Here is a 25,173-nt window from a genome sequence, read left to right as displayed (position 1 = left end):
AAACAACATAACTAAAAAGTTGTTTACTCGGCCGAATCGTTCATCAACCCACAACGACTATGCTGGAATGGCTCTCACAACCATGGCCCTGGTACGTGGCGGGACCGCTGATAGGCCTGATCGTTCCACTGCTGCTGTTGATCGGTGGTAAGTCGTTCGGCGTATCGGCCAACCTGCGCCACCTGTGCGCTGCCATCCTGCCAACCCGCCTGGAGTTTCTGCGCTACGACTGGAAACGACGGGGCCTGTGGAACCTGACCTTTGCGCTGGGCATCCTGCTCGGCGGCTGGATTGCGTCCACCTTGCTGGCCTCCCCTGATCCCTACGTGCATATTTCCGAGGCCACCCGAGCCGACCTGGCCGCGCTCGGCATTTCAGACTTCCGGGGTCTGGTGCCCACGGAATTCTTTAGCTGGAAGGGGCTGACCACCCTGCCCGGGCTGGTCATGGTGGTGCTCGGTGGCTTTCTGATCGGCTTTGGCGCCCGATACGCCGGCGGCTGCACGTCGGGACATGCGATCATGGGGCTTGCCGACCTGCAACTACCCTCCCTCGTAGCCGTCATCGGCTTTTTTATCGGCGGCCTGATCGCTACCTACCTGATCCTCCCCCTGTTGCTTTAACCCCAAACCCCGAAACACGCCATGGCTGAAGCGGAACTGATACGTGAACGCACGCCGGAGGCCTGCATCGACGTCGAACAGGTCGCGCCGGATTACGAAGCACAGGCGCTCGAAACCGGCAACCGCCCCGGCAGCCTGCTGGCTTACCTGCTGGTAGGCATCTTCTTTGGCATCGTGCTGATCAAAAGTGAAGTGGCCTCCTGGTTTCGCATCCAGGAGATGTTTCGCTTCCAGAGCTTCCACATGTATGGTATCATTGGCTCCGCCGTCCTGGTTGCCGGCCTGTCGGTGCAACTGATCAAACGGCTGCACCTGAAAACCATCCACGGAGAGCCTATTGAGATTCAACCCAAAGAGTGGGGCCACAAAGGCATTCGCTACTGGCTGGGTGGCACCATCTTCGGCCTGGGATGGGCGCTGCTGGGCGCCTGCCCGGGACCTATGTTCGCCCTACTGGGCAGCGGCCTCACGGTCATGATCGTAGGACTGCTCAGCGCCATGCTGGGCACCTGGGCCTACGCTGCCCTGCGCCCTCGCCTGCCACACTGACGCCTTGCCTCAATCCACGAAAACCCTGGATATTCTCAGTAAGTCTGTATACCATCTTGTTATAACATGTAAAACCAAACCTGCAACGTCCTATGCTTTTCCGACAGATTTTCGACCCCAAGCTGGCGCAGTACGCCTACCTGATAGGCTGTCAGCAAACCAAAGAAGCCATTGTCATCGATCCGGAACGCGACATCGACCAGTACCTGCGGCTAGCCGAAGAAGAAGGGTTGCGCATCGTGGCAGTAGCCGAAACCCACATCCACGCCGATTTTCTGTCGGGTGCCCGGGAGTTTGCCGAACGGCTGGGCGTGAAGCTCTACCTCTCGGCCGAAGGCGAAGCGGACGGCTGGGCCTCAAACTGGGCCAAACAGGGCAACTACGACGTCACCTTCCTGCGCGACGGCGACACCTTCACAATCGGCAACATTGAATTCAAGGCCGTCCACACGCCCGGCCATACGCCCGAGCACATGTGCTATCTGGTGACCGACAGAGGCGGCGGCGCCACAGACCCCATGGGTATGGTCACGGGTGATTTTGTGTTTGTAGGGGATCTGGGGCGACCGGACCTGCTCGAATCGGCGGCTAAAATTGCGGGCATGAAGGATCCGTCCGCGCGTCGGCTGTACCGATCGGCGCTGCGCTTCCTGGAGTTGCCGGACTATCTGCAGGTCTGGCCCGGCCATGGAGCCGGATCCTCCTGTGGCAAGGCGCTGGGGGCGGTTCCGGAATCGACCGTTGGTTACGAAAAGCGATTCAACGCTTCCCTGGCCCCGGCCCGCGAGGGCGAAGAGGCGTTCGTCCAATCCATCCTGAGCGGCCAGCCGGAACCCCCGCTCTACTACGCCCGCATGAAAGTGTACAACCGCGACGGCGTTCCTCTGCTGGGGCGTCTCCCTGCTCCCCAGCAGCTCTCGGTCGCTGAACTGGAGCGGCTGGTGCAGGCCGGCGAGGTGACCTTCATTGACACGCGCCTGGACCGCGAAGCCTTCATGCGGGCTCATTTGCCCGGCGCCCTCTACGCGCCCTTTAATAAGAGCTTTAACACCGTTGTTGGCTCGCTGGTCGCAGACGATCAGACTCCGCTGGTGCTGATCATCGACGAAGAGGATGTCGAGCAGGCGGTGCGGGACCTGGTCCGCATCGGCTATGACCGCATCGAAGCGTTCGTAACTCCGGAGACGCTTACCCGCTACTTCAACGAGGGCGGTGCCCGGGCTTCGATTCCGATCATTTCCTTCGAGGAGGTAGCGCAGATGCGCACGCAGCCCAACGTGGCCATCATAGACGTACGCTACGCGTCCGAATACGAAGCCGGCCACATTCCGGGCGCCATCAACGCCTCGTATACCCGACTGCCAGAATACCTGGACCGAATTCCACGGGACCGGACCCTGCTGGTGCACTGCGTCTCTGGCGCGCGGAGCGCAGCGGCGGCTTCCTTCCTGGCCGCCCAGGGCTACGAGGTTCAGTACGTCATTGACGACTTTGCCAACTATCGACGTCTGGGCCCCGTCGAAGAAGGGGCCGCTGTTACGGCCTGATGCCTGGCGGGGCCGCTCCAAAGGAGCGGCCCCGCGGCTTATAGGCTATCGCTACTTCATCAATCCTTAGCAAAACGACCTATGTGGTGGATTGCGCTAAGCGGAGCGGTGCTTATCGGGCTGTCGCTGGGCCTGCTCGGCTCCGGCGGGAGCATTCTAACCGTCCCGGTGCTGGTGTACCTGGTGGGAGAACCTGACAAGGTGGCCATTGCAGAAAGCCTGGGCATTGTGGCGGCTATCGCAGCCGCCGGTGCCCTCCCGTATGCCCGCCAGCAAGCCATCGACTGGCGAAGCGTCCTGTTTTTTGGCATTCCCGGTATTATCGGGACCTACGGAGGGGCCTGGCTGTCGCGCTTTGTCTCTGGCCCGGTGCAGCTTGTCCTGTTCGCAGGCGTAATGTTGCTGGCGGCTATCCTCATGTACCGGGGGCGCCGCCCAGGTGCTTCGCCGCTGACGCCTGCGGCCAGCAGTGTGGTAGCGGCTCCTCCACATGCTGCCTGGAAAATCATGCTCGAAGGCATCAGTGTGGGCGTGCTGACCGGCCTGGTCGGGGTCGGCGGCGGCTTCCTGATTGTGCCGGCCCTGGTGCTCCTGGGCGGGCTCGACATGCGCCGGGCTGTCGGCACCAGCCTAGTGATCATTGCGCTCAAAAGCGTGGCCGGCTACCTGAAGTATCTGGACGTTCTGGCCTCAATGGGGCTGGCCGTCAACTGGAAACTGGTGGGTCTCTTCGCGGCCGTCGGTATTGCCGGGTCATTCGTCGGCAACTGGATTGGCGCGCGCATCCCCCAGCAACGCCTGCAACGCGGCTTTGCCATTTTTCTTATTCTGATGGGACTCTGGATTCTCTATCAGAATCTGAGCGTGCTGACGGGTTAACATGCATTAATCCAACCAGAAAAAACAGCCATGACGCTTCCGGAATTCTTTCACAAAGAGGTGATTGAAAAGAGCCACGAAAAGCCTGTAGTGGTTGACTTCTGGGCGCCCTGGTGCGGCCCCTGCCGCATCCTGGGGCCTGTGCTAGAAAAACTGGCTCGTGAAAGCAAGGGGGCCTGGCGGTTGGTCAAAATCAACACCGACCAGCACCCCGAACTGGCCCTGCATTACCAGGTGCGGGGTATTCCGACCGTGAAACTGTTTCGCAACGGCCAGGTGGTCGATGAGTTCGTCGGCGCCCTGCCAGAACCGGCAGTGCGCCAGTGGCTTCACCGGCATGTACCGGAGCCAACTGCATCCTGATCCAACCCGAGGATAGCATCATGCGCGCGGTCGTCCTGATAGCCGCCCTGCTGCTGAGCGCGTGCCGCATGAGCACGCCCCCGCAGGCGCCACCTGAACCGATCCGGCAGCAGGTAGCAGACGCCATTCGAGCGCTGGATGCGCTGCGGGCCAGCCTGGCCCAGACCATCACGGCCGAGGAAACCATCAACGAGGCGACGTTCAACCGCGTCTGTCGGCCTGTCGGGCAGCAGGCGCGCCGGCTGGCAGCGCAGCACGGATGGGTCGTGCAACAGCTGGCCGTGAAATACCGGAATCCAGCCCACCGGCCAGACAGCCAGGCTGCCGCGCTTTTCGCGCGCTTCGAAGCGGATCCTACGCTCGACAGCCTCTGGGTACGGGCCACCTGGAACGGCACCCCCGGCTGGCGCTACCTGCGCCGCATTACCGTGCGCCCGCAATGCCTGGCCTGCCACGGCCCGCGTGAAAAACGCCCGGACTTTATCGTCCAGCGCTATCCGGATGACCGCGCTTACAACTTTCAGCCCGGCGACCTGCGGGGCCTCTACAGTGTCTTTGTGCCGGACACGCTGTGGCAACGCACCAACCATAACCCCTAACCGTTGAAAACCAACCATGTGGACCCGACTGTTTGAACGACTGCGCCCAACGCCCGGCCATACCCGGCCGGATCAACTGCGACCGGAAGTCTTCCTGCACCGACGTCGCCCGGAAGACGTGGTGATCGACGTGCGCACGCCCGAAGAATTCGCACAAGGTCACCTGAAAGGCGCGCGGAACCTTGACGTCAGCGCCCCGGACTTTCCGGAAAAAATTGCACGCCTGCGCCCAGACCGTACCTATTATCTCTACTGCCGCTCCGGCAACCGCAGCGAATACGCCACGCGGTTGCTGCGCGAACGCGGCCTTGAGGCGTACAATATCGGCAGCCTCAAAGCCCTGGTTCAGGCTGGCGCCGAAATCGAACGCTAAAAATCCCCGAAGAAGCCCTATGCGTTTGCTCCTACTGTTGCTGCTGCTACTTCCTGGCTTGCAGGCCTGCACGCCGCAGCGTGCTTCCACGCAAAGCGCTCCGGCCACGGAGCAGGCCAACCCTGCCGTCATTGTGCGGCTATCGGCGGAGGAATTCCTGGCCCGGTATACCCCGGAGGCCGTCATCCTCGACGTGCGCACGCCCGAAGAATTCGCACAAGGTCACCTGAAAGGCGCGCGGAACGTTAACGTACTGGCTGCCGACTTCCGGGAGCGCATCCAGGCGCTGAACCTGGATCCCAACGCGCCCGTGTATCTTTACTGCCGCTCGGGCCGCCGGAGTCAACGCGCCGCCGAAATCCTCCGGGACATGGGCTTCCGGAAGCTTTACAACATCGGCGGCTTCAACGACCTGGCCCGCGCCGGCGCCGCTGTCGAATAGAGGCGGAACGTTTGCGGGCAACGGCTGGTCCAAATCAGCTGTTGCCCGCAAATGTCGCCGTCTTATGCAACGCGCCCGTGACTGGTGGGTACAGGCCGAGGCCGACCTGCGCCACGCTCGCCATGCCCTTGCAGATGAAGATTTTGAATGGGCCTGCTTCGCCGCCCAGCAGGCGGCAGAAAAAGCCCTCAAGGCGGTCTTTGAGCAACGCGGACAGCAAGCCTGGGGGCATTCCGTAACCCGCATGCTGCAGGCCCTCGAGGACCAGGGGCTCTCTATCGAAGAAGCCCTCCTGAATGCCGCCAAAACGCTGGACAAGCTCTACATTCCCACCCGGCATCCCAACGGACTGGCCGAAGGGGCTCCCACGGAATTTTTCACCCGCCCGGAAGCCGAACATGCCATCCGCTGTGCAGAAGCGATCCTACGGTTCAGTCACGGTCTTCTCACTGGACCGACCTCAGGTTGAAGCAGCCCTGCAGACGCTGGCCGAAACCCTCCGACAACGGGAAGAGGTGCTGGCCGTTGTCTGTTTTGGTTCATGGGCACGCGGCGAAGCCGGCATAGGCAGCGACGTGGATCTACTCGTTGTGCTGCGCGCCAGCGAACAACCCTTCCTGAAGCGGATCGACGCATATCTGCCTGCCACGTTTCCGGTAGACCTAGACCTTTTTCCCTACACCCTCGACGAAATTCGGAACGGCCAACCTCTGGCCCAGACGGCGCTCCAGACCGGCCGGGTACTGTGGTCCCGCATTCCCCTCAACACGCTGTGCGACGATGCACCCTGAACGCTGGAACCAGCGATTTGCCAGCCCCGACTTCTTCTATGGCACCGCGCCCAACGCTTTTATAGCGGAAACCATCCCCCGCTACCTCCGCCCCGGCGCCGAAGTGATCGAGCTGGGCGCCGGTGAGGGACGGAATGCCGTCTGGCTGGCCCGACAGGGCTTTTGCGTAACAGCACTCGACTACGCCGAGATCGGGCTGGAAAAAACCCGCCAGCTGGCAACGCAGGCGGGTGTAACGGTCGATACGGTCCAGGCCGACGTTACTCGCTGGCAGCCTGACCGCACCTGGGATGCTGTGGTAATCACCTTTCTGCATCTACCGCCTGAGGCGCGCCCGATCCTCTACGCTCTGGTCCACCGCATACTGCGCCCCAAAGGGTACCTGATCGCTGAGTGGTTCCGGCCCGAGCAGCGCATCGAAGGCTACCCCAGTGGTGGCCCGCCCGACCCGACCTGGATGGTAACCGCCGACGAGCTCCGCCAGCACTTCGCGCCCGAAGGCTTCCATCTGCTGGAAAACGCAACGCCAGTGCTGCACGAAGGCCCCGGCCACCAGGGTCCAGCCGCTACGGTACGCCTGGTCTGGCAGCAGCGCATGGATTAAAGACAGCAGGAGGGGTCGTCAGGATCCAGATAGCAGGCGTCCGCCTGAAACTGCCGGTTAAGCCGCACCTCATGCGCCAGCTCCTCCAGAAAGGCCCGAATAGCTTTCGCCCCCTCATAACGCGCGCTACGACCTTCGACCAGCACTGGCCAGGCCGTTGGCAGGGTCCCATCTGGCAGGCGCCCGGCCTTGTCTACCCGAACCACGCGATGCGCCAGCACCAGCTCCCGCAGTTGCTCCTCAATGTCGTCTGCTATCGGATCCTGCGCGCGTCGAAAAAGCACCAACATGGCTCCGCCCCGAGTAGCCGTCGCCATTTTTCCTCATCACTGTGCAACGGAACCGTGACGCGCAGGTTCAAACGCCAGAAATGTTTTTGTCGTGCAATTGTTATCACATGTTATTATCTTTGTTACCTTAACGGGCAGTAAGGCCCGGCCGGACTTCCATGAGACAGGATGATGCCGCGTTCGCTTCGCTCGGTTGCTTATAGTTCGTGGCTGCAACGGCTCGTTCCGGCGGCAACCTGGCTGCGCAACTACCAGGCAGCCTATTTTCGCGGTGATCTGACAGCCGGTCTGACCGTCGGCATTATGCTCATTCCGCAGAGCATGGCCTACGCGCTGCTGGCCGGGGTTCCGCCTGTCTATGGACTGTATGCTTCGCTGGTCCCGCTGGTGGTGTATGCCCTGCTGGGCACTTCGCGCCATCTGGCCGCTGGCATTATTGCCATTGATATGCTTATTGTGGCAGCCGGTCTGACTCCGCTGGCCTCGCCGGGATCGCCCCGCTATCTTGCGCTGGTACTTCTGCTGACGGCCCTGGTGGGTGCCTTACAGCTCATCATGGGCATGGCACGCCTGGGCTTTCTGGTCAACCTGCTTTCCCGTCCCGTGCTGACGGGTTTCATGTCGGCGGCTGCACTCATCATTGCCTTCAGCCAGCTCGGTAGCTTGCTGGGCCTGTCTCTGTCCCGCGGCGCTCCTCCACATCGGCTACTCTGGGAGGCGCTGACCCATCTGTCTGCCATCCACTGGCCAACCCTGCTGCTGGGCCTGGGCGCTATTCTGGTGTTGATTGGACTGCAACGCTACGCGCCCCGCGTGCCGGCCGCCCTGGTTGTGGTGCTGCTGACCACGCTGCTGGTGTGGCTGTTTCGGCTGGAGCAGACAGGCGTCGCCATCGTTGGTGAAATTCCCCGGGGTCTGCCCACCTGGTCACTGCCCGAAATCAACTTTTCCGCGCTCGGATCGCTTTTTCCCACGGCACTGACGCTGGCCCTGGTGCAGTTCATGAGCGTCATCACGCTGGGCAAAGCGTTTGCTGCCCGCTACCGCTACAGCATTCGTCCCAACCGGGAACTCTTCGCGCTGGGCGCCGCCAATCTGGCCGGCAGCTTTTTTCAGAGCCTGCCCGTCTCTGGTAGCTTCTCCCGAACGGCCGTGAATGCCCAGGCCGGAGCGCGCACGCCGCTGAGCAATGTCATTGCAGCCAGCGTGGTTGCCCTGACGCTGCTTTTCTTCACGCCCTGGTTTTATTACCTCCCCGTACCTGCCCTGGCGGCGATTATCATCGTGGCCGCGGTAGGCCTGCTGGATTTGCGCGGGTTGCACGCGCTCTGGCGCATCAAACGCACCGACGGAGCCATCGCCCTGCTCACCTTTGCCATCACCTTGCTGCTGGGCGTGCAGGAGGGCGTGCTCAGCGGCATCGCGGCCTCGGTCATAGCCATCATGTATCGCATCAGCCGTCCTAACGTAGCTGAACTGGGCCACCTGCCCGGCACGCGGTCATTTCGGGATATGCGCCATCATCCCGAAGCGCGTCCCATTCCCGGACTGCTCCTGCTGCGCATCGATGCGTCGTTTTCGTTTGCCAATGCCGACTTTTTGCAGGATCTGCTGCTTTCCCGCACGCGCGACGATCCCTCCATCCGAGCCGTCATTCTGGATGCTTCTTCGATTAACGACCTAGACACCACAGCCGCAGCCACCCTCAAAGAAACGGCCCGCATCCTTCAGGAACAGGGAGTGACCCTCTACTTTGCCGGCGTTAAGGAACCCGTCCTGGAAACCATGCGCCGGAGCCACCTGGTGGACCAACTGGGAGCAGACCACTTCTTCCTCAGCCCGCACCGGGCAGTCCTGCATATCCTGCGGCAATGGGGCCAGGCCGACACCTACCTTAAAGAAGTACCAGGCGCCGAGGCCTCCGCTTCGGAGAGGTCCGACGCATAAGGGAGCGGAGCGTCAGCTCGCAAGGCCTCCAAAATCGGACACCCTTCCTCCTGGCGCGCCAAGCAGGCGGCCACCAGTTGCGACAATACCTGCTCAAGCCGCTGCAAGTCCTGAAGGCGCTGACGCACCTCTTGCAAGTGCCGCAGGGCTTGCTGGCGGACAATCGCTGCCGTTTCTTTCCCTGCAGCCGCCACCTCAAGGAGCTCCCGAATGGTACGCAGCGAAAAACCCAGGGCCTGGGCCCGCCGAATAAACCGCAGGCGCGCGACATATTCCTCCGTATAGATGCGGTAGCCGCGCGATGTCCGGGCCGGCGCGGGCAACAATCCCTGGGCCTCGTAGTAGCGGATTGTGGAGGGACGAACGCCCGCCCGTCGGGCCAGCTCGCCCCGGGTCAGCCCCCGCGGCATGCTTAAGACGAGCCTTTCTTTTTCTTTCCGCGAAGGCGCACTCCTTCGACTTCAAACCCGGCTTTTTCAACGGCCGTGCGCAGCGCCTTTTCGCTCACCTGCGCGTCTTCCTTCAGCGTAAGCAAGGCCCGCTGCGGCTTCTCCAGAAAAACCTGCACGTCGGCCACTCCCTCGACCCGCTGCAGCGCCACCGATACGCTGCGGGCGCACATCTCACAGGTCAATCCTTTCATGTAGATCACTGCATCGGCCTTCAGGGTGTCCGGCGCAGCAGTCTCCTTCTCCTGGGCATAGGCAACCCCGCCCAGCCACATCAGCAAGGCCGCAAGCGAAAGCATTCGTACCATCATGGCTCCTCCGTGAATGGGTGATGAAGAAAAGCGATTTTCCCTGCCTTACGCTTGCCTCTGCTTCATGATCCGCCTTTCCTTCGAGAAAGGTTCTGCCGGGCTGGATATTCCACCTTCTCCAAGGTGAATCCGGCTTCTTTCACTACGCGGGCAACCAGGGCCTCAAACGCAGCAGGGTCGGGACGCTGTCCTTTCCGAAAGGCCACCAGCACCCGGCCTTCGTCCATCTGCACCTCAATTTCTCGAACCATAGAAAGTTGCTTCAGCTTCTTTTCCAGCCCATAGGCGCAGTACGGACAGGCCAGGCCTTTGACGTACAGGATGGCGTCCGGCACCGGCACCCGGGTCTGCCCCTGCGCTGGTAAGAATCCTACGCCCATCCATAGCACTAACAGGCCAGAAGCAACGCGGAAACGCAGTCGCATCGTTCTTTCCGATCTGGTTATCGGGCTAAAAATGAACTTCGATGGATCCGACCCATCGGGACCGGAGCGGTTCTACGCCTCGGCTGCGATATAGCGGCCACTGGATTCCCGGTTTAAAGGCCCAGTTCCGGTAGGTCAGCCACAGACCGACGGCGGCCAGCATGCGATGGTCTACGGGATCTCGAAAGAGCTGGCCGTTCACCTCGGCCATCACCACCAGGTCGGGTTGGTAGTAACCGGTTCGGACGGGGCGCACGCCCAGCGCCACGTCGTAGCGCGTCACGGGCCGCTGGCCCAACCGCTGCCGTCCGGTCAGGAATAGCAGCCAGCGCCGCCCTTCATAGGCGGCCGAAAGTCCCAGCAGGACAGCCTCTGGCGCGCCTGCACCTTCTGCCAGCACCAACCCACCCAGTACTGCGGCATGGTAGACCCCGCCGCGCACATCCCGACGGAAGAACCGATACTTGGTGCGCACCGAGACATCCACGGGCGCTCCATCAACAGGTTGTTCCAGAACAAGCGTGGTCGCCCAGTTGACGGTCAGCCCGTAGAGCACTTCATATTCCAGCCGCCACTGGTCGGCCCGCACCGTCCGATTTCGGTCCACCCCGACTTCAATCCCCCAGCCGCCCTGCCAGATCGTTCGGGGTCCCAGTCCGAAAATAGGCTCATGGCGAAAAGGAGGAAGCGGCTGCGCCAGACCGTCCAGACCGAACCCGGCCAGCATCCATCCCAGCAGACCACCCATGATCTGTGGCAGAAGGCGCTTCATCCTGGTCACCGTCAGCTTTCCAGCCAGCGCAGTAGGGGGGTCAACGCATAGGCAAAGAAGGCCCCGATGCTGTACATCCCCAGCGCTACCCAGAACGTCAGGCGGGTAAAGCGTCCGGCCACCTGGCACCCGGTGCCGCCGGCTATCCGACAGGCCAGCCGGCTCTGCGGACGAAACACCAGCAGCCCGTTGAGCAGCAGCAGTCCGCCGGCTCCCAGAAAGATCCAGTCTTTTTGCTGCGAAAGAGGAATCAGCCAGGGAAACGCCGATACCAGCGAGGCCACGGCGGCTCCACCGGCCAGCGCCGCCAGCGCAGCCGGCAACGCGCAGCAGATCAGCGTACCGCCCGACGTAAAGAGCGTCAGCACGCCGATCATCCGCTCTCGCCAGGAGGAAACAGGCAGGCGCATGCCATCAAAACGGCCCGAAAGCACAACGTTATCCCATCTATCTGCCAGACGTCCCTGCAACACCGATCCGAAAACCTGCGTCAATCAGCACTGCCTTTCCAGCCTCTACTCCCACGGCCACCGCCCTCTGGACGGTATGTGCCGGTCCGCTTTGCTAGAGGGCAACGTTATCTCCGGTCTCCAGGCAGACACGTCCTGTCGGACACCTGCAACCAGAATTCAAGCCGGGGCCCTTTATATTCAACGGGGAAGGCCAGGTAGTACGCTTTGCAGTTAACTGCCAGGTTCTTCACGCAACCAAAGCCCGTTCAGTCCAGCGTCTCCCAGGCAGCCTGCAAAAGTCTTCGGGTAGCTTCCAGGCGTTCACGCCAGACACCTACTTTGTCCGCACAGGTTGCCAGGTATTGCCGCCACGCTTCGACCAGGGCTAGCAGGGCTTCCAGCAACGCACGAGCCCGGCCATGCAGAGCAGCCGTATGGAGCAACGTTTCCAGCACCTGCACGCGCGGGCCAACGCCCACCGGAAGGCCTACCTGGCGTCCTATCTGTTGCAGATCGGCCAAACTCAGATAGCACCCACACCGAACCGGCGTGGTCAGATACGCAGCCAACTGAGCCAGACCTGCTTCAGGCCCGGGCACAGCCGGATCAGGCCATGGCAACGACGCTCTTCGCGCAGGGGGAGATAGGAGGGTCTGATGGGCCTGGATCAGTTCGGTAACCAACCCCACTACCCGATCCATAAAAGGAATCTGCTGACGCGCCACCGCAAATGCAAAAACCGGTAGCCATGCCAGTCCTTCGCCGTGCAGAAGCTGGCGGGCTGCTTCCTGACGTTCCGGGCGTTCCTGCTCCAGACAGAAGCCCAGGAAATGCAGGATCTGTCCAAGATGGTCGGCTGGTTCCTGGCGAGGATCCAGCGTAAATCCGGCCGCCCGATACAGGCGCTGGTAGTGTTCGGTTGTCTGCCCGCCGATGCGTCGATCCACCTCGCAGAACAGGCTGGCGTAGGGCGGCACTTCGCGCCCCAGGACGTGATAGTGGGCCGCCGCCAGCGCTTCCGGATCGGTTTCTGAAAGGCCCTCGACCAGCTCCGGCAACTGGCCCGTTAGCTGCCGGATCGTGGACGCCCGTCCATCCAGAAGGAGCTGGCCCAGCCGGTGATAGAGCTGGGCCAGCAACTGCGGGTCGAAGGTGGTCATGAGTCGGTTTCCGCGTTGAGCCGCCCGGGATCGGTCGGCCGGGGCCCTATCAGGAAATCCTCAGAAATGAGGGACGCTGCCTCTTCGAGCGATGGATAGGGTTCCGCCGGCGTAAAGACCGCATCTGGCAGCCGATAAGCTTCGCGGGTGGGTTTAAGCGGGCGCTTCAGCCAGTAAGGACGCCGCGTGCCGTCCGGGCTGTAACGCGCAGCCGGCCGCGTGAGCGCTACCCAGCGGCGGTACAGCTCCATGGAGCGTCGGGTGTCTACCCAGACATCTCCCTGCTGATCGCCCGGTTGCGCCCGCGTTACGCGCACGGCTTTCTGAAGCCAGCAGTGCGCGCCGCTGACAGGATCGGGATGCACCGCATGGGTCAGGTTCTGATGCACGCCCACTTCCTGCCACCAGATGCGACGCGTGTCGGGATCCCAGCTTTCAAAGGGCGTCGCTCCGGCTTTCCGGCGCAGCCGGTACTGGCCGGGACCGGTCTCCTCCAGTGCTACCCAGGCAGACGCCTGGCGATTGACGCCCAGATCAGGCTTCAACCGCCACCGCCCCAGGTGGTGGCTCATGGCAATGACGCCGGGCTTGATGCCCTCTGTCACCCAGACCGTGTTCACAAAGTAGCCAATTTCCGTCTCCACCCGTACCAGGTCGCCCGTGCGCACGCCAATGCGAGCCGCATCTTCAGGATGCATCCAGATGGGATTCTTGTGGCTCAGCTCATACAGCCATTTTGCGTTGGCGCTGCGGGTATGAATCAGCGTAGGCAGCCGCCAGTTAGGCAGCAGCAGCATCTCGCCACGGGAGCGGTCGATCTGGTCAGGATGGACGTGGCTCTTCAGCGGCCAGGGGATTGTAAAGCGCGGTTCTTTCCAGCCCCACTCATAGAGCGTGCGGCTGAAGAACTCCAGCTTACGGCTGGGAGTCGGGAAGCCAGCGCGTCGCACGCCATCAACCTCGACGCCGGGGTCTTCAGGTCCTACCTCGCGCTCATAGGGCTGGTACACGTCCCGCTTTACTTCAAAGCAGCCATACTTGCGCATGTATTCCAGCGGCGTCAGTCCTTCTTTCGCCGCTGCTTCGGGCAGACCGGGCACCTGGTTTTCAAAGATCCAGCGATAGTATTCCTCTACCGTAATAATTTCGCCCGGGCGATAGGGACTCTCGAAGTGCTTCCGGATGCCCAGACTGCCGTCTGGATCCATGCGCGCCGAAAGTTCGATCCAGAATTCGTTTTCTTCCCACACCTCGCCGGGGTTGGCTTCGTAGGTGTAGCGCACCGAATGCCCCAGCCGTTCCATTGCCACGCGCCGAACAGGCTGGCGGAAGGCAATCCATTGCCCGGCATGGGTTTCCTGGCTCATCAGGTCGTGCCGCTCGCCCGCATGCCCCATGGGCAGCACGTAGTCGGCAAACCAGGCGGTCTCATTCCAGGTAGGTGTCAGGGCGACATGGCAACGGATTTTTTCCTCGTCCAGCAGCGCCTGCAGCCAGACGAAGCCGTCCGGGTTGATCCAGAGGGGATTGTACACGCGCGTAAAGTACACGTCGATGGTGCCGCGCCCTTCCAGCAGCATGTGGGGCAGCAGAAAACTCATCTCAAAGAAGGCAAGCGGCCATTCCTGCGGCAGCAACAGGTCGTTCCAGGTATTTCCCGGAGGCGGTACGTCAAAGGGACGCGGGACAAACTTGTGCCAGGCGTTCAGGCCAGTTCCACCTTTTGTGCCCACCGAGCCGGTTAGCACATTCAGGAAGAACAGCGCGCGCGTGATCTGCCAGCCCCCCAGGTTGCCTATCGAGGCGCTGCGCCAGTTATGGGTAGCCAGCCGCCCCTGGCAGTCTGCAATGTATTCGGCCGCTTCACGAAGCCGCTCAACCGGCACCTGAGCCTCGCGAGCAGCCCGCTCCAGGGTGAAGGGAGCGTACAGGTGCTTCAGGAGCCGATCAAAGAGTTCGAACGAAAAGCGGGGCGCTGCCTGCCGAATAGCTTCCCGCAGCCCGGCATCCTCAATGGGCAACTGGCCCTCGGCCACCGCCTGGAGCGTATCTTCCCAGTTGACCCACCGCCGCACGAAGTCCTTCGCATAGCGATCCTGTTGAATCAGATAGTTTGCCCAGGCCAGCAGCACGTAGGCCTCACTGCCCGGCCAGGTCGGCAGCCAGATGTCGGCCTTAGAAGCCGTGTTGGAGAGCCGCGGGTCTAGCACAATCAGCTTCGCCCCTCGCTCCTTGCCCTCAATGATCCGCTGGGCATGAGGATTGAAGTAGTGGCCGGTCTCCAGATGGCTGGACAGCAGCAGGATGACCCGCGCGTGCGCATGGTCTGGGCTGGGCCGGTCGATACCGCTCCAGAGCGTATAGCCAAGCCGCGCGCTGGAGGAGCAGATGTTGGTGTGGCTGTTGTGGCCGTCCACGCCCCAGGCCTGAATGACCCGGTTCGTATAGCCATCTTCGCCGGGCCGACCGACGTGGTACATGATCCCATCCCGCCGCCGCAGCCGGCTCTCCCGCATCTTCTCGGCGATCTCATTGAGCGCTTCTTCCCAGGAAATTCGTTTCCATTTGCCTTCGCCGCGCTTGCCCACGCGCTTGAGCGGATAGAGAATGCGCTCCGGGTCGTAAATCTGGTTGATGGTGGCCGGCCCTTTGGCACAGTTTCGTCCCCGACTGCCGGGGTGCACCGGGTTACCCTCGAACTTGCGGATTTCCAGCGTCTCCCGATCCACGTAAGCCAGCAGTCCACAGGCGCTCTCGCAGTTGAAGCAGACGGTCGGCACCAGCGTGTAGCGACGCGCCACCCGCCGCGGCCAGGCCTGTCCATCCCATTCGACCCAGTCTTCCCATTTGTCAGGCGGCGGATACTGACTGATGCGGCCGTCTGGATGCACGACCGTTTGCAGTTGCACCGGTTCGGGCGTCCGGTCGGTTTCGGCAAAACGAGGCGGTCCCCAGGACGTTGCCTCGGTAGACGTTTGCGACGCCCTCTCGGAGGCAACCGATGTTTCGGTTGCAGCGCCTGTGGCTTGCTGCAATCGAAGCAGCAGACGCTCCAGCAGCGACCTGGGCTGAGTCAGGGTTGTCGTAGCCATCGCTTCAGCTATTGGGAATTTCCTGGGGAGCCATTACAAAAGCGTACTCATAAAGGTAGAGCCCCACGAGGGCCAGCAGGCCGGCGGCAGCCTCCCCCCAGAGTCCACCGAAGGCCAGCAGCGCCAGTGGCACCAGATGCCCCAGCAACAGGCTGCCGGTCCAGAAATGGTGCCGGTAAGGACCATGCGTGATCCGATGCGCAGCCCGAGCCGCCACCTCCGAAGCATGGGGCATCCCAAACTCGCCCAGCAGGGTTACCAGCAAATCCAGCCCCAGGCTTAGCCCCAGCGTCCAGCGCGCCAGCTCCAGCAAACGCGCTTCCCAGGGCAACCAGGGCGCCGTCAGCAATATCAGGGCGCTACCGGCCAGTGCTGCCTGCACCAGCAGATGCACCGGCAATAGCGGACTCTGCCAGAGATCGCGTCCTTCTGCCTGGGCAAACAGAAAAGCCGTGTAAACAGCCGCTCCCAGCGCCAACGGCACTCCCACACCGAGCAGGAAAGGCCGCATTGCTGCTGGCTCGGCCCACCATCCCAGCCAGGCACCCCCTTCCAGCACCCACCATAGACCGGCCACAGCGCCAAACCCGATCAGCAGAAAGGCGCCCCGGGCCAGCCAGCTCTTCCACTGCGGCCGAAACACAATGCGCAGAAAGCGCTCGGGACGCTCCAGGTCGTATACCAGCAAGCCCGTCGTTATGCCAAGAAATAGAAGCGTGCCCAGCCCGGCCCACAGCAACGTAGGCGCCACCGGCGGCACGCCTCCCAGCAGCACGCCCAGCGCCATCAGCAAAAACAGCCCGGCACTGATCCCTTTGGTGACCAGATAGGCCGGCACTGGCCAGTGCCAGGGAATCCGGTGCTGCACGTTGTAGGCCACCTGGGTCATCTGGCCAGCCATGCGGCCTTCCCCGATAAAGATGGGTCCGGGTTCCGGGATGCCCTGCGCGCCAGGCGTCCGAATAGGCGTCCCAGAATCGGCCGTTCGGTCAGCCCTTGCCCGCTCGGGCGCGCCATCTCCCCCAACCTCCCAGGCTCGGTCCGACCACGCGTCGGCCCAGGCGAACGTTGGAGGCGCCGCCTCGACAGCCGTCGGCGTCAAATTGGCGTCGTTGCCCTCCACATAGAACAGCTTGGGCGCCGTTCCCTGCTCGGGCTTACGAACCGTTACCTCCAGCTCAGCCAGCATGCGGCTAATCTCGGAGTTGGGGTCGTCCAGATCCCCGGCAATAATCGCATGCTCCGGACACACGACCACGCAGGCCGGCTCCAGCCCCAGCTCAATGCGGTGCGCGCAGAAATGACACTTGGCCGCCGTGCCGGTCTCCGGATCCACGTAAATGGCATCGTAGGGACACGCCTGCAGGCAGGCCTTGCAGCCAATGCACACGTCCGGATCAAACTCCACAATGCCATCGTCCCGCTGGTACATAGCCGTAACCGGACAGATGCGCACGCACGGCGGATTGGCACAATGATTACAGCGCGTTACCTGGAAGTGCCGACGTACGTTGGGATAGACGCCGACCTCCACGCTTTTTACCCAGGTGCGATAGACGCCCAGCGGCACATTGTTCTCGCTCTTGCAGGCCGTCGAACAGGCATGGCAGCCAATGCACCGGTCATTCCGAATCAGAAAGCCATAGTTCATAGCACCGGAGACATTTTGCGGGCATCTCTTGTTAATTCACAGCCCTTTCATGTAAAGATAATTTGTAATATCATGTATTATCAATACCCCATCTCAAAAAATTGAGGGGTCATGCGCAAACGTATCCTGATAGTCGGGGCCGGTCCGGGCGGCATCGCAGCGGTTCGGCGCCTGCGCGATCGCGCCGATAGCCGGCTGGAGCTCCTGCTGATCACCCGAGAAGGAGTTTCGGAATTTCTTCCGGGCACCATAGCTACCGTCCTGGGCGAAGCGCCGGCCGCGCACTGGCGCCGACCGGTACGGCTGCGCGGCGTTCAGGTGCTGGCGGCCGACGTGCAGCAGGCCAGCGGCGAAGGTGTGGTGCTGACCGATGGACGCACGCTGGAAGCGGATGCAGTTATTGCAGCGCCCGGCCTGCACCTGGACCTTCAGGCCGTCCCGCCCCATCCCCGACGGTTCGTCTTCTGGAGTCCGAGCACAGCCGAGGCCGCCCGCCAGGCCATTGCCCGGCTTGAAGCCGGTCATCTGGTCGTGGTTATCTCTGGCCTGCCCTACCGTTGCCCACCGGCTCCGTACAGCCTGGCCCTTCAACTGGCCGCCTTTTACCGAAGCCGACAGCGCGACGTGCAGCTTACGCTGACCACCCCTGAAGAAGCGCCTCTGACCGGACTGGGTCCTGAGGTTACCGACTTTTTGCTACAAGCCTGCGCTGCCGCAGGCGTTGCCGTGCAGGTCCGGCGAACTCCTGATTGGTCGGCCAGCACGGAAGATACGCTGGTTTTTACGGACGGCTCCCGCCTGTCCTACGACCTGGCGTTGATTGTGCCCCCGCACACCCGTGCCCCGCTGCTTGATTCTCTGGGGGACAACGGGGTGCTGGTTTCCGTAAACGAGCAGGGAGAGACGACCGTCCCGGGCCTGTTTGTCGTGGGCGACGCCACCCGCACGCTCCTTCCCCGCACCGCCGGGGTGGCCACGGCCCAGGGGCTGACCGCCGCCGACGCCGTGCTGGACCGTCTGGGCCTGGCGCGCTACGAAGGGCCTCATCTGCCGGCGCCGGAGTGTTATATCGGGCACGGCAATGGACGTTACAGCCGCATCACGATTCGTTTTCCGGAGGGCCTGCCACCGGCCGGTCGGCCCGTGATCCAGCTGGAAGGACCGAGCCCTGAACTGGCGGATGGCTTTGCCCGGGTCTTTGCGGAGTGGCAGGCGCTTCGTACCGAAAACGGTCGCTAAGCCTTCCCCCGCAGCATCAGGTTCCAGTACAACCAGGGCAGCACGTATTTCTTCAGGAGGTACATGGAGCGCCGCTCTTTCGTCGTATCCAGAGGAAACGAAGAGACCGGCCGGTTGCCATAGACAAACTCGGCCAGCACCAGTCGGCCATAGCCCGTTACCAGCGGACAGGAGGCGTAACCGTCATACTTCCGGGGCGCCACCAGCGCACCGTGCTCCCGAAGTTGAAGCAGATTATGCACGACCACGGGTGCCTGCTTGCGCACGGCGGCTCCGGTTTTTGCGGTGGGCAGGCCAGCCGCATCGCCCAGCGCGAAGATGTTCGGGTAGCGCACGTGCTGGAGCGTATAGGGATCTACGTCCACCCATCCATCGGCGTTGGCTACCTTGCTGTTCCGGATGAAGTCTGGCGCGCTTTGCGGCGGCACTACATGTAGCATGTTGAAGGGAAAAACCCGCTCTTCCAGCACGCGCCCCTGCTCATCCTTCAGGTGAAAGACCGCTTGCTGGGCTGGCCCTCGCACTTCGGCCAGCTCATGCCGGAAATGCACCTGGATGCCATAGCGCTCGATAACTTGCTCCAGGGTCCGAGCAAAGGCCGGAATGCCAAAAATCACCACGCCTGGCGTGAAGAAGTGAACTTCCACCTGGTCCGGGATACCCCGTCGGCGCAGGTGGTCGGCCGTCAGATACATGATCTTCTGGGGGGCTCCGCCACACTTGACCGGAGTCGAAGGCTGCGTAAAAAGCGCCCGATCCCCGGGCTTGAGTTGTTGCATCACCTGCCAGGTGTAGGGCGCCAGTTCGTAGGCATAGTTGCTGGTGACGCCGTATTGCCCCAGGGATTCCTTCAGGCCCGGGATTTGCCCCCAGTTCAGTTGAATACCCGGTGCCAGCACCAGGTAGTCGTAGCGGATCGTTTGACCGCCGGCTGTCTGGAGCTGGTTGTGGTCGGGGTCGAGCGCAACCACGCGATCCTGCATCCAGGTCGCGCCCGGTGGAATGTAGTCGGCCTCGTTCCGCACGGAGGCCTCTGGCGGAAAGACGCCGGCGCCCACCAGCGTCCAGAGCGGTTGATAGAAGTGGCGGTCGGACGGTTCAATGATGACGATCTCCGGTGGATTTTTGGTCCGGCGCAACTGCGCGGCCACGGTGATTCCGGCGGTTCCGCCTCCGACAATGACGACTTCGTGGTGCCTGTCACCCATGATCCTTCCTGTCTGTTTAGACCGAACAGGTATTGACAGGATAGGATCAGCAGGACAGGCGACGCTGCCCGTGAACCTTACACTTTCGGTGTAAGGATTGCCGGAGTGCGTTTGTACGCCAAAACCTTACAGCATCCTGAAAAAGCTTTCAGGTGGGCTGACTTCGCGCCGGAGCTGATGCCGCTGGATTGGTCCACCGCATCACCTGGCAGGATGCGCAGGCTGGCCACGCAAACTGCGGGGCTGCCCGGACAGCAGGTGGAACCTCTGCGCGCGTAACTGGCACGAATCCCAGTCGCTCAAAAAAGCCAGTGGCCGTCTCAGTAAGCAGAAAGATCTGCCGCAGACCGTTCCGGCGGGCCCAGGCCAGGATCGCACCAACCAGCTGCCGACCAATCCCCTGGCGTTGCCAGGCGGGATCGACCGCCACTGAGCGCAGCCATCCGCCTTCGCGATAAACCTCCAGGCGGGCCATCCCGACAATCTTTCCGGCCACTCGGGCCACAACCACCTGTCCGTTCGGCTCCAGAACGCCCGTATCCTGCAGCCCACACTGCTGGAGCAGTTGCTTTACGCGCTCCTCGTCTGCCGGTAAGACCGGACCGACTGTCACAGACAATGCTCCTGCCATGCCCTTTCCAGACAAATGCAAAGGCAACCCTGCCGCTACAGATTAAGGTACGGTTAGACGGCCTCCAGACCAACAGCCTCCCGAGAAGCCGCCGCCTACAGTTCGGCTTTCTGCCCGGTCTTTTGCCGATAGGTCAAGGAGCCGTTCTGTTGGCTATGCGTTTCCTGAAGGGGTTCAGATCAGGTCAACGCGCCTCCTTTCAGGGAAACCAACCTGCCATCGGCCGCCTCAACGGCTATTGCGGGTAGCCATAGCTGAGGAAGGGGCGGGTCTGGCCTGGGCGTCTTCTCTGAAGTCCAGAGCGCTTGCTGCCATCAGCAAGGAGTGCCCCCTGCGTAAACGCACCAGCGACGAAGCGATCTGTGTGGAGTATCTCCTTATGAGAAAAAGCCATCCGAGCCACAGGGACTCAGATGGCTTTTTGTGGTGCCCGGGGAGGGATTCGAACCCCCACGGGGTTGCCCCCACATGACCCTGAATCATGCGCGTCTACCAGTTCCGCCACCCGGGCATCGGGTCTGTGGATTGCGATGATAACAAATCTCGCATCGCTCCGCAAGTTCCCGCCCTGCACCTTCACGGGCTTTTCGACACGACGGCGTGGGCGCCCCGGGCGGAGGATTTCAGGGCATCAGATCGGGCCTTGCCCGTTCCCCGGGCAAGCATATACACCCGCCCCTTGACGAATTAGACGCTTCCTGACGCCGCAACGCGACCGCACTCCAGGGCAAATTTCAAGAGCGGCACGAAATGCGTCGCGTCGCCGCTCTGCCGGCCGAGATTCGCCAGAAAAGCGAGGCCGCAGCCTTTTTATCCCCAGCAGTTTCAGGTGAACCTGCGATCGTTTTGCGCGTTTGAAAAGGCCGTCAAGCCAGGGCGCTGTGCTTGACGATGGTTGCGGGACCGTTGTAATTTATGGGCCGCTTCACTCCTCGGTAGCTCAATTGGTAGAGCACCTGGCTGTTAACCAGGGGGTTGCAGGTTCGAGCCCTGCCCGAGGAGCAGAATGTAACTTGGAGAAGAGAAGTATTCATCAGAGTGAAAATTATATCCAAATTCTCACCCATTGTTTAGCGCGCTTTAACATTTTGGTCCTTTTACAGCCACTTTCTTTTCTTAAGTGGCTCTGACCTTTGAACCTGTCTGAAAGGATCGAAGTTTTGACTTTTATGAAACAGAACTTCTTGTACTATAATTATCAAAGATATTTCAAGATATTTTCAATCTTGAAATATCTTTGATAAGTTGAAAATCTTCTATCTAGTTCTTATATTCTTTTACTTAAGAATGGGTTGTTGGTCTTTGTCTAATTTGAGCTTGTGCTCTCTTTCAGTTCTAGGGGAATATAGGCTGCACAGAAAATGCAATGGAAACACAAGTTCAGAAAGCTTCACAAGTACCTTTAATAATAAAGCCCGGTTCTCCCTTTTTTAGGAAACGTTTATCTATTGGATATACTAGAACTTGTACATGCAATTCAAATCATATTAATTGCTTAACTCCAAAGGAATGGATTAAAAGTCAACTAGGAGTTTGGCGCTTTTCTTACGAAAAGCGTGACATTAGAGATAAAAATTTACATCCAGCCACTTTTCCCATTGCTTTAGCCAAAAGAGTCATTAGCCTATTTACCCATGAAGGAGAACTTGTAATAGATCCGTTTGTGGGAAGTGGAACCACATTAGTGGCTGCTCAAGACTTAAATCGTAATGCAGTAGGCTTTGATTTACAGGAGAAATATATAGACTTATGTGCAAGAAGGCTACAAAAAGACAATCTATTTAATAGATCTCAACAAGTAGCCATTCAGGATGATGCATTCTATATTCCTGAATATTTCTATCCCGAAAGCATAAGCTTAATTTTAACATCTCCACCTTATGCTAATTTATTAAATCGAAAACGAAAGAATAAATCAAGAAGAGGTGATGAACGAAAAAATGAGCAGTATGAAAAGATCGAACAGTATTCACAAGATCCAAGAGATTTAGGTACTATGCCAATTGATCAATATACTAAAGCTATAGGAGAAATATTTGAGAAGTTGCTACCTCTCCTAAAACCTAAAGGTCATTGTGTGATTAATGTGTCAGATATGTGGTGGGAAAACAAAAGAATTACAATCCATATAGCTGTTGTAGAAGAATTACGAAAGCGAGGCTATGAGCTCAGAAATATTATCATTTGGGATCGAACAAATATTGTAAACCGAGTTGGTATCTTTGGATGGCCTTCAAATTATATTACTATGGGAACAACTTTTGAATATTTGCTAGATTTTTGGAAGACTTCAAACTAAAGCAACAGAATTCACCATGCAGATTTATACAAAAAAATCTTTGATAGAAAAGCTTCAAGAAATCAGACAAAAAGGATGGATACTTAATACCAGACCTGGTAATGATGGAGGTATAGGCAACACCCTTGAAGATTTGTTAGGGATTAAAGAAAACAATTTACCTATTCCTAACGCAGCAGAGTGGGAGCTGAAAACTCAACGGCTTAACACTACTTCTTTGGTCACTCTCTTTCATTTGGAACCTTCGCCGCGAGCCCTACGAATTGTCTCTAATATTTTACTTCCAAAATATGGATGGAGACATAAAGAAGCTGGACGTAAATATCCTATAGGGGAAATGTCGTTTCGGCAAACTATAAGTGGAGATCGTAGGAGTGATAGAGGTTTTAAAGTAGTGGTGGACAGAAATGCCAAGAAAGTATTAATTTCATTTGATGCTTCTGCTGTAGATCCACGGCATAAGCAGTGGCTTCAAAGTGTAAAGCAACGAGCAGGATTAGGGGAATTAGATCCCCAACCTTACTGGGGATTCAATGATTTAAAGCATAAGGCCGGCACAAAATTATTGAACTGTTTTCTTGTTTTAGCAGAATGTCGCAGAGATGAAAAGGGGCAACTCTGGTTTCGTTATTCTAAGATTTATATTTTAGAATCTTTTAGCTTGGATGGCTTGTTAAAGGGTTTAGAAGAAGGATTTGTGTTTATAGATTTTGATGCTCGTACAGGTCATAACCATGGAACAAAATTTAGACTTCGAAGAAATATGCTTCCCTGTTTATATCAAAAAGTAACTGAAATCTAAATCTATACCGAAGTTTTTTGTTCTCGTTACGGTAGATTACTTTTTGGACGGTTCTGTATACATCTGATCGATATCAACAAAGTAGAATACAACGTTACTATTTAGTTATTAGGTATAATAAATCAACTTGATATATAGATGACAAATCCACTATATCCCTGTCCCATAGTATTCTTCACCAAATCAAGGTTGCCCAACAACATCCTTTTCCTGTGATTTTTTGGCGGATTGTGGCAGGAATGCTTGCCTGATTACCCAACGGCAATTCATTTCATTTTATGAAGGCTGCCCTCCACCCTCCACGAAACCTCCTGGCAATCATGAAACGGGCTCGTCCTGAACGTCCGATGACGCTTCGACGCTGGCTGCCCGCATTTCTGACCCTGATGCCCCTCTCCGCACAGGCGCACACGGGTGTCGTGCCCCCTACCGGCTTCGCCCAAGGATTGCTGCATCCGCTGACCGGACTGGACCACCTGCTGGCCGCGCTGGGCGTAGGACTCTGGGCCACGCTCCAGCACCCTGCGGCCAGACGCCACCTGCCCTGGATCTTCCTGAGCGCCCTGCTGGTAGGCCTGCCACTGGGCTTTGCCTGGCCCACGCCTGTTGCCCCTGCAGGTACCCTGGCTTCCGTGCTGCTGCTGGGCATCGCCCTGATGCTGACGCTGCGTCCACCAGCCGCCTTCAGCCTGCTGCTGGTCGTCCTGCTTGGACTGGTGCACGGGCACGTCCACGGCACCGAACTGTCGCCCGGGGCAAACCTGCCGTACGTAACCGGCCTGATGGCCAGCACGGCGCTGCTGACTGCCACGGGCTACGCCACCGGCCGCTGGCTCCAGCAACGACAGGCAACCGCTGCCTTTCGATATGCCGGCCTGGTATCGATTGTGTCGATGGCAGCCCTGCTGTTTTAAGCGATGGATCCAAACCTGAAAATCATCCAGGTAGCCCGCCGCGTGCAGGCCGACAACGACGCGCTGGCCCGTCAGCTACGTCAGCGTTTCAATACAGCTGGCGTGCACGTCGTCAACTTGATCGCCGCCCCGGGCGCTGGCAAAACCAGCCTGATCTGCCGCACCATCGAACACCTGCGCGACCGCTACCGCATCGGCGTGCTCGAAGGCGACATTGCCGGCAGCATCGACACCCGCCAGGTGCTCGCCGCAGGCGCCTGCGATGCGGTCCAGATCAACACGGGCGGTACCTGCCACCTCGAAGCCCGCATGATCGCCGACGCCCTTCAACAACTCAACCTGAAAGCGCTCGATTTGCTCTTTATCGAAAACGTTGGCAACCTGATCTGCCCAACCCACTGGGACCTGGGCGCCCATCACACCATCTGCCTGGTCAGCGCCGCCGAAGGACACGACAAGCCACTCAAGTATCCTGCCATCTTTGCCCGCAGCGACGCGGTAATACTCAACAAAATCGACCTGGCCCCGCTGTGCGACTTCGACCGCAGCTCATTCTACCGGCATCTCCGCGCTCTCACGCAGGCCCCCGTCTTCGAGCTCTCCTGCCGAACAGGCGAAGGGCTGACCCCCTGGATTACCTGGTTAACCAATGTATTGTAATACATAAATCGTCCATAACTTTTTGCCATTCTATTCACATCTATTTTGCCTTATTCCACCCGCCAAACGCAACAACAGGGCGATCTTATAGTCAGTACTAC

The 25,173-nt window shown here is 59.6% G+C and carries 28 protein-coding genes and 2 tRNA genes; 18 read left to right on the top strand and 12 right to left on the bottom strand.

The window, feature by feature from the left end:
- The first annotated feature begins 59 nt into the window (after positions 1–59).
- From BUA15_RS04525 to BUA15_RS04475, 11 genes are all read left to right on the top strand, one after another.
- Positions 60–623 carry a YeeE/YedE family protein gene (locus BUA15_RS04525; protein WP_072714776.1) on the top strand — a complete coding sequence of 188 codons (564 nt, stop codon included), beginning with the start codon at positions 60–62 and terminating at the stop codon, positions 621–623.
- A 21-nt stretch (positions 624–644) separates the two neighbouring features.
- On the top strand, positions 645–1,172 hold the full coding sequence (locus tag BUA15_RS04520; protein ID WP_072714775.1) for a YeeE/YedE family protein: 528 nt from the start codon (positions 645–647) through the stop codon (positions 1,170–1,172).
- A gap of 92 nt (positions 1,173–1,264) precedes the next feature.
- Positions 1,265–2,719 (top strand): MBL fold metallo-hydrolase, encoded by a 1,455-nt coding sequence (locus BUA15_RS04515; protein ID WP_072714774.1) that lies wholly within the window; start codon positions 1,265–1,267, stop codon positions 2,717–2,719.
- A gap of 81 nt (positions 2,720–2,800) precedes the next feature.
- A complete protein-coding gene (locus BUA15_RS04510; protein ID WP_072714773.1) occupies positions 2,801–3,598 on the top strand; it encodes a sulfite exporter TauE/SafE family protein in 798 nt (265 codons plus the stop codon).
- 30 nt (positions 3,599–3,628) lie between these two features.
- The gene (gene trxA, locus BUA15_RS04505; protein ID WP_072714772.1) at positions 3,629–3,961 is read left to right on the top strand and encodes a thioredoxin; all 333 of its coding nucleotides are present in this window, start codon (positions 3,629–3,631) and stop codon (positions 3,959–3,961) included.
- A 20-nt stretch (positions 3,962–3,981) separates the two neighbouring features.
- Positions 3,982–4,560, top strand: a complete 579-nt coding sequence (locus BUA15_RS04500) for a Tll0287-like domain-containing protein (RefSeq protein ID WP_072714771.1) — start codon at positions 3,982–3,984, stop codon at positions 4,558–4,560.
- Positions 4,561–4,576: 16 nt separating this feature from the next.
- The gene (locus BUA15_RS04495; RefSeq protein ID WP_072714770.1) at positions 4,577–4,933 is read left to right on the top strand and encodes a rhodanese-like domain-containing protein; all 357 of its coding nucleotides are present in this window, start codon (positions 4,577–4,579) and stop codon (positions 4,931–4,933) included.
- Between the two features lie 19 nt (positions 4,934–4,952).
- The gene (locus BUA15_RS04490; protein ID WP_072714769.1) at positions 4,953–5,375 is read left to right on the top strand and encodes a rhodanese-like domain-containing protein; all 423 of its coding nucleotides are present in this window, start codon (positions 4,953–4,955) and stop codon (positions 5,373–5,375) included.
- A 64-nt stretch (positions 5,376–5,439) separates the two neighbouring features.
- Positions 5,440–5,844, top strand: coding sequence for a HEPN domain-containing protein (locus tag BUA15_RS04485; protein ID WP_072714768.1), 405 nt, complete (start codon positions 5,440–5,442; stop codon positions 5,842–5,844).
- A complete protein-coding gene (locus BUA15_RS04480) occupies positions 5,786–6,166 on the top strand; it encodes a nucleotidyltransferase domain-containing protein (RefSeq protein WP_245771916.1) in 381 nt (126 codons plus the stop codon). Before BUA15_RS04485 ends, BUA15_RS04480 begins: the two co-directional genes overlap by 59 nt.
- Positions 6,156–6,770, top strand: coding sequence for an SAM-dependent methyltransferase (locus BUA15_RS04475; protein WP_072714766.1), 615 nt, complete (start codon positions 6,156–6,158; stop codon positions 6,768–6,770). The genes BUA15_RS04480 and BUA15_RS04475 overlap by 11 nt, the downstream gene beginning before the upstream one ends.
- Here BUA15_RS04475 and BUA15_RS04470 read toward each other — a convergent pair.
- A complete protein-coding gene (locus BUA15_RS04470) occupies positions 6,767–7,060 on the bottom strand; it encodes a hypothetical protein (RefSeq protein ID WP_072714765.1) in 294 nt (97 codons plus the stop codon). The genes BUA15_RS04475 and BUA15_RS04470 overlap by 4 nt on opposite strands.
- A gap of 168 nt (positions 7,061–7,228) precedes the next feature.
- Here BUA15_RS04470 and BUA15_RS04465 point away from each other — a divergent pair, with 168 nt between their 5' ends.
- The gene (locus tag BUA15_RS04465) at positions 7,229–9,007 is read left to right on the top strand and encodes a SulP family inorganic anion transporter (protein WP_245771915.1); all 1,779 of its coding nucleotides are present in this window, start codon (positions 7,229–7,231) and stop codon (positions 9,005–9,007) included.
- Here BUA15_RS04465 and BUA15_RS04460 read toward each other — a convergent pair.
- From BUA15_RS04460 to BUA15_RS04425, 8 genes are all read right to left on the bottom strand, one after another.
- A complete protein-coding gene (locus BUA15_RS04460) occupies positions 8,950–9,417 on the bottom strand; it encodes a heavy metal-responsive transcriptional regulator (protein ID WP_072714764.1) in 468 nt (155 codons plus the stop codon). The two genes, BUA15_RS04465 and BUA15_RS04460, sit on opposite strands and share 58 nt — an antisense overlap.
- 2 nt (positions 9,418–9,419) lie before the next feature.
- Positions 9,420–9,767: a heavy-metal-associated domain-containing protein gene (locus BUA15_RS04455; protein WP_218587564.1), complete on the bottom strand. Its 348-nt coding sequence runs from the start codon at positions 9,765–9,767 to the stop codon at positions 9,420–9,422.
- A gap of 62 nt (positions 9,768–9,829) precedes the next feature.
- Complete coding sequence (locus BUA15_RS04450; protein ID WP_143149564.1) at positions 9,830–10,192, bottom strand: heavy-metal-associated domain-containing protein; 363 nt, start codon at positions 10,190–10,192, stop codon at positions 9,830–9,832.
- Between the two features lie 25 nt (positions 10,193–10,217).
- Positions 10,218–10,964 carry a hypothetical protein gene (locus BUA15_RS04445; protein WP_072714763.1) on the bottom strand — a complete coding sequence of 249 codons (747 nt, stop codon included), beginning with the start codon at positions 10,962–10,964 and terminating at the stop codon, positions 10,218–10,220.
- Between the two features lie 11 nt (positions 10,965–10,975).
- Positions 10,976–11,374, bottom strand: coding sequence for a hypothetical protein (locus BUA15_RS04440; protein ID WP_072714909.1), 399 nt, complete (start codon positions 11,372–11,374; stop codon positions 10,976–10,978).
- Between the two features lie 308 nt (positions 11,375–11,682).
- Positions 11,683–12,576, bottom strand: coding sequence for a TorD/DmsD family molecular chaperone (locus tag BUA15_RS04435; RefSeq protein WP_072714762.1), 894 nt, complete (start codon positions 12,574–12,576; stop codon positions 11,683–11,685).
- Positions 12,573–15,668: a molybdopterin-dependent oxidoreductase gene (locus tag BUA15_RS04430; protein WP_084660516.1), complete on the bottom strand. Its 3,096-nt coding sequence runs from the start codon at positions 15,666–15,668 to the stop codon at positions 12,573–12,575. The genes BUA15_RS04435 and BUA15_RS04430 overlap by 4 nt, the downstream gene beginning before the upstream one ends.
- A 4-nt stretch (positions 15,669–15,672) precedes the next feature.
- A complete protein-coding gene (locus tag BUA15_RS04425) occupies positions 15,673–17,319 on the bottom strand; it encodes a 4Fe-4S dicluster domain-containing protein (RefSeq protein WP_072714761.1) in 1,647 nt (548 codons plus the stop codon).
- 111 nt (positions 17,320–17,430) lie between these two features.
- On the opposite strand from BUA15_RS04425, the gene BUA15_RS04420 reads away from it, so the two are divergent.
- Positions 17,431–18,558 carry an FAD-dependent oxidoreductase gene (locus BUA15_RS04420; RefSeq protein ID WP_072714760.1) on the top strand — a complete coding sequence of 376 codons (1,128 nt, stop codon included), beginning with the start codon at positions 17,431–17,433 and terminating at the stop codon, positions 18,556–18,558.
- Here BUA15_RS04420 and BUA15_RS04415 read toward each other — a convergent pair.
- The 3 genes from BUA15_RS04415 to BUA15_RS04400 all read right to left on the bottom strand — a co-directional run bounded on the left by BUA15_RS04415 (position 18,555) and on the right by BUA15_RS04400 (position 20,908).
- The gene (locus BUA15_RS04415; protein ID WP_072714759.1) at positions 18,555–19,766 is read right to left on the bottom strand and encodes an NAD(P)/FAD-dependent oxidoreductase; all 1,212 of its coding nucleotides are present in this window, start codon (positions 19,764–19,766) and stop codon (positions 18,555–18,557) included. The genes BUA15_RS04420 and BUA15_RS04415 overlap by 4 nt on opposite strands.
- 148 nt (positions 19,767–19,914) lie before the next feature.
- Positions 19,915–20,397, bottom strand: a complete 483-nt coding sequence (locus BUA15_RS04410; RefSeq protein WP_072714758.1) for a GNAT family N-acetyltransferase — start codon at positions 20,395–20,397, stop codon at positions 19,915–19,917.
- A gap of 424 nt (positions 20,398–20,821) precedes the next feature.
- Positions 20,822–20,908 (bottom strand) — tRNA-Leu (locus BUA15_RS04400).
- A 418-nt stretch (positions 20,909–21,326) separates the two neighbouring features.
- Here BUA15_RS04400 and BUA15_RS04395 point away from each other — a divergent pair.
- The 5 genes from BUA15_RS04395 (at position 21,327) to hypB (ending at position 25,072) form a co-directional block, all read left to right on the top strand.
- Positions 21,327–21,399, top strand: a tRNA-Asn gene (locus BUA15_RS04395).
- A gap of 364 nt (positions 21,400–21,763) precedes the next feature.
- Positions 21,764–22,696, top strand: coding sequence for a DNA methyltransferase (locus BUA15_RS04390; RefSeq protein ID WP_084660515.1), 933 nt, complete (start codon positions 21,764–21,766; stop codon positions 22,694–22,696).
- 16 nt (positions 22,697–22,712) lie between these two features.
- Positions 22,713–23,498 carry an MvaI/BcnI family restriction endonuclease gene (locus BUA15_RS04385; RefSeq protein WP_072714756.1) on the top strand — a complete coding sequence of 262 codons (786 nt, stop codon included), beginning with the start codon at positions 22,713–22,715 and terminating at the stop codon, positions 23,496–23,498.
- A gap of 320 nt (positions 23,499–23,818) precedes the next feature.
- Positions 23,819–24,412, top strand: a complete 594-nt coding sequence (locus tag BUA15_RS04380; RefSeq protein WP_072714755.1) for a HupE/UreJ family protein — start codon at positions 23,819–23,821, stop codon at positions 24,410–24,412.
- Positions 24,413–24,415: 3 nt separating this feature from the next.
- Positions 24,416–25,072, top strand: a complete 657-nt coding sequence (gene hypB, locus BUA15_RS04375; protein ID WP_072714754.1) for a hydrogenase nickel incorporation protein HypB — start codon at positions 24,416–24,418, stop codon at positions 25,070–25,072.
- The last annotated feature ends 101 nt before the right edge of the window (positions 25,073–25,173 follow it).

Source organism: Rhodothermus profundi (genome assembly GCF_900142415.1).
Classification (GTDB): domain Bacteria; phylum Bacteroidota; class Rhodothermia; order Rhodothermales; family Rhodothermaceae; genus Rhodothermus; species Rhodothermus profundi.
Note: the sequence above shows the minus strand (reverse complement) of the source record. Positions and strands in the feature narration are given on the sequence as shown.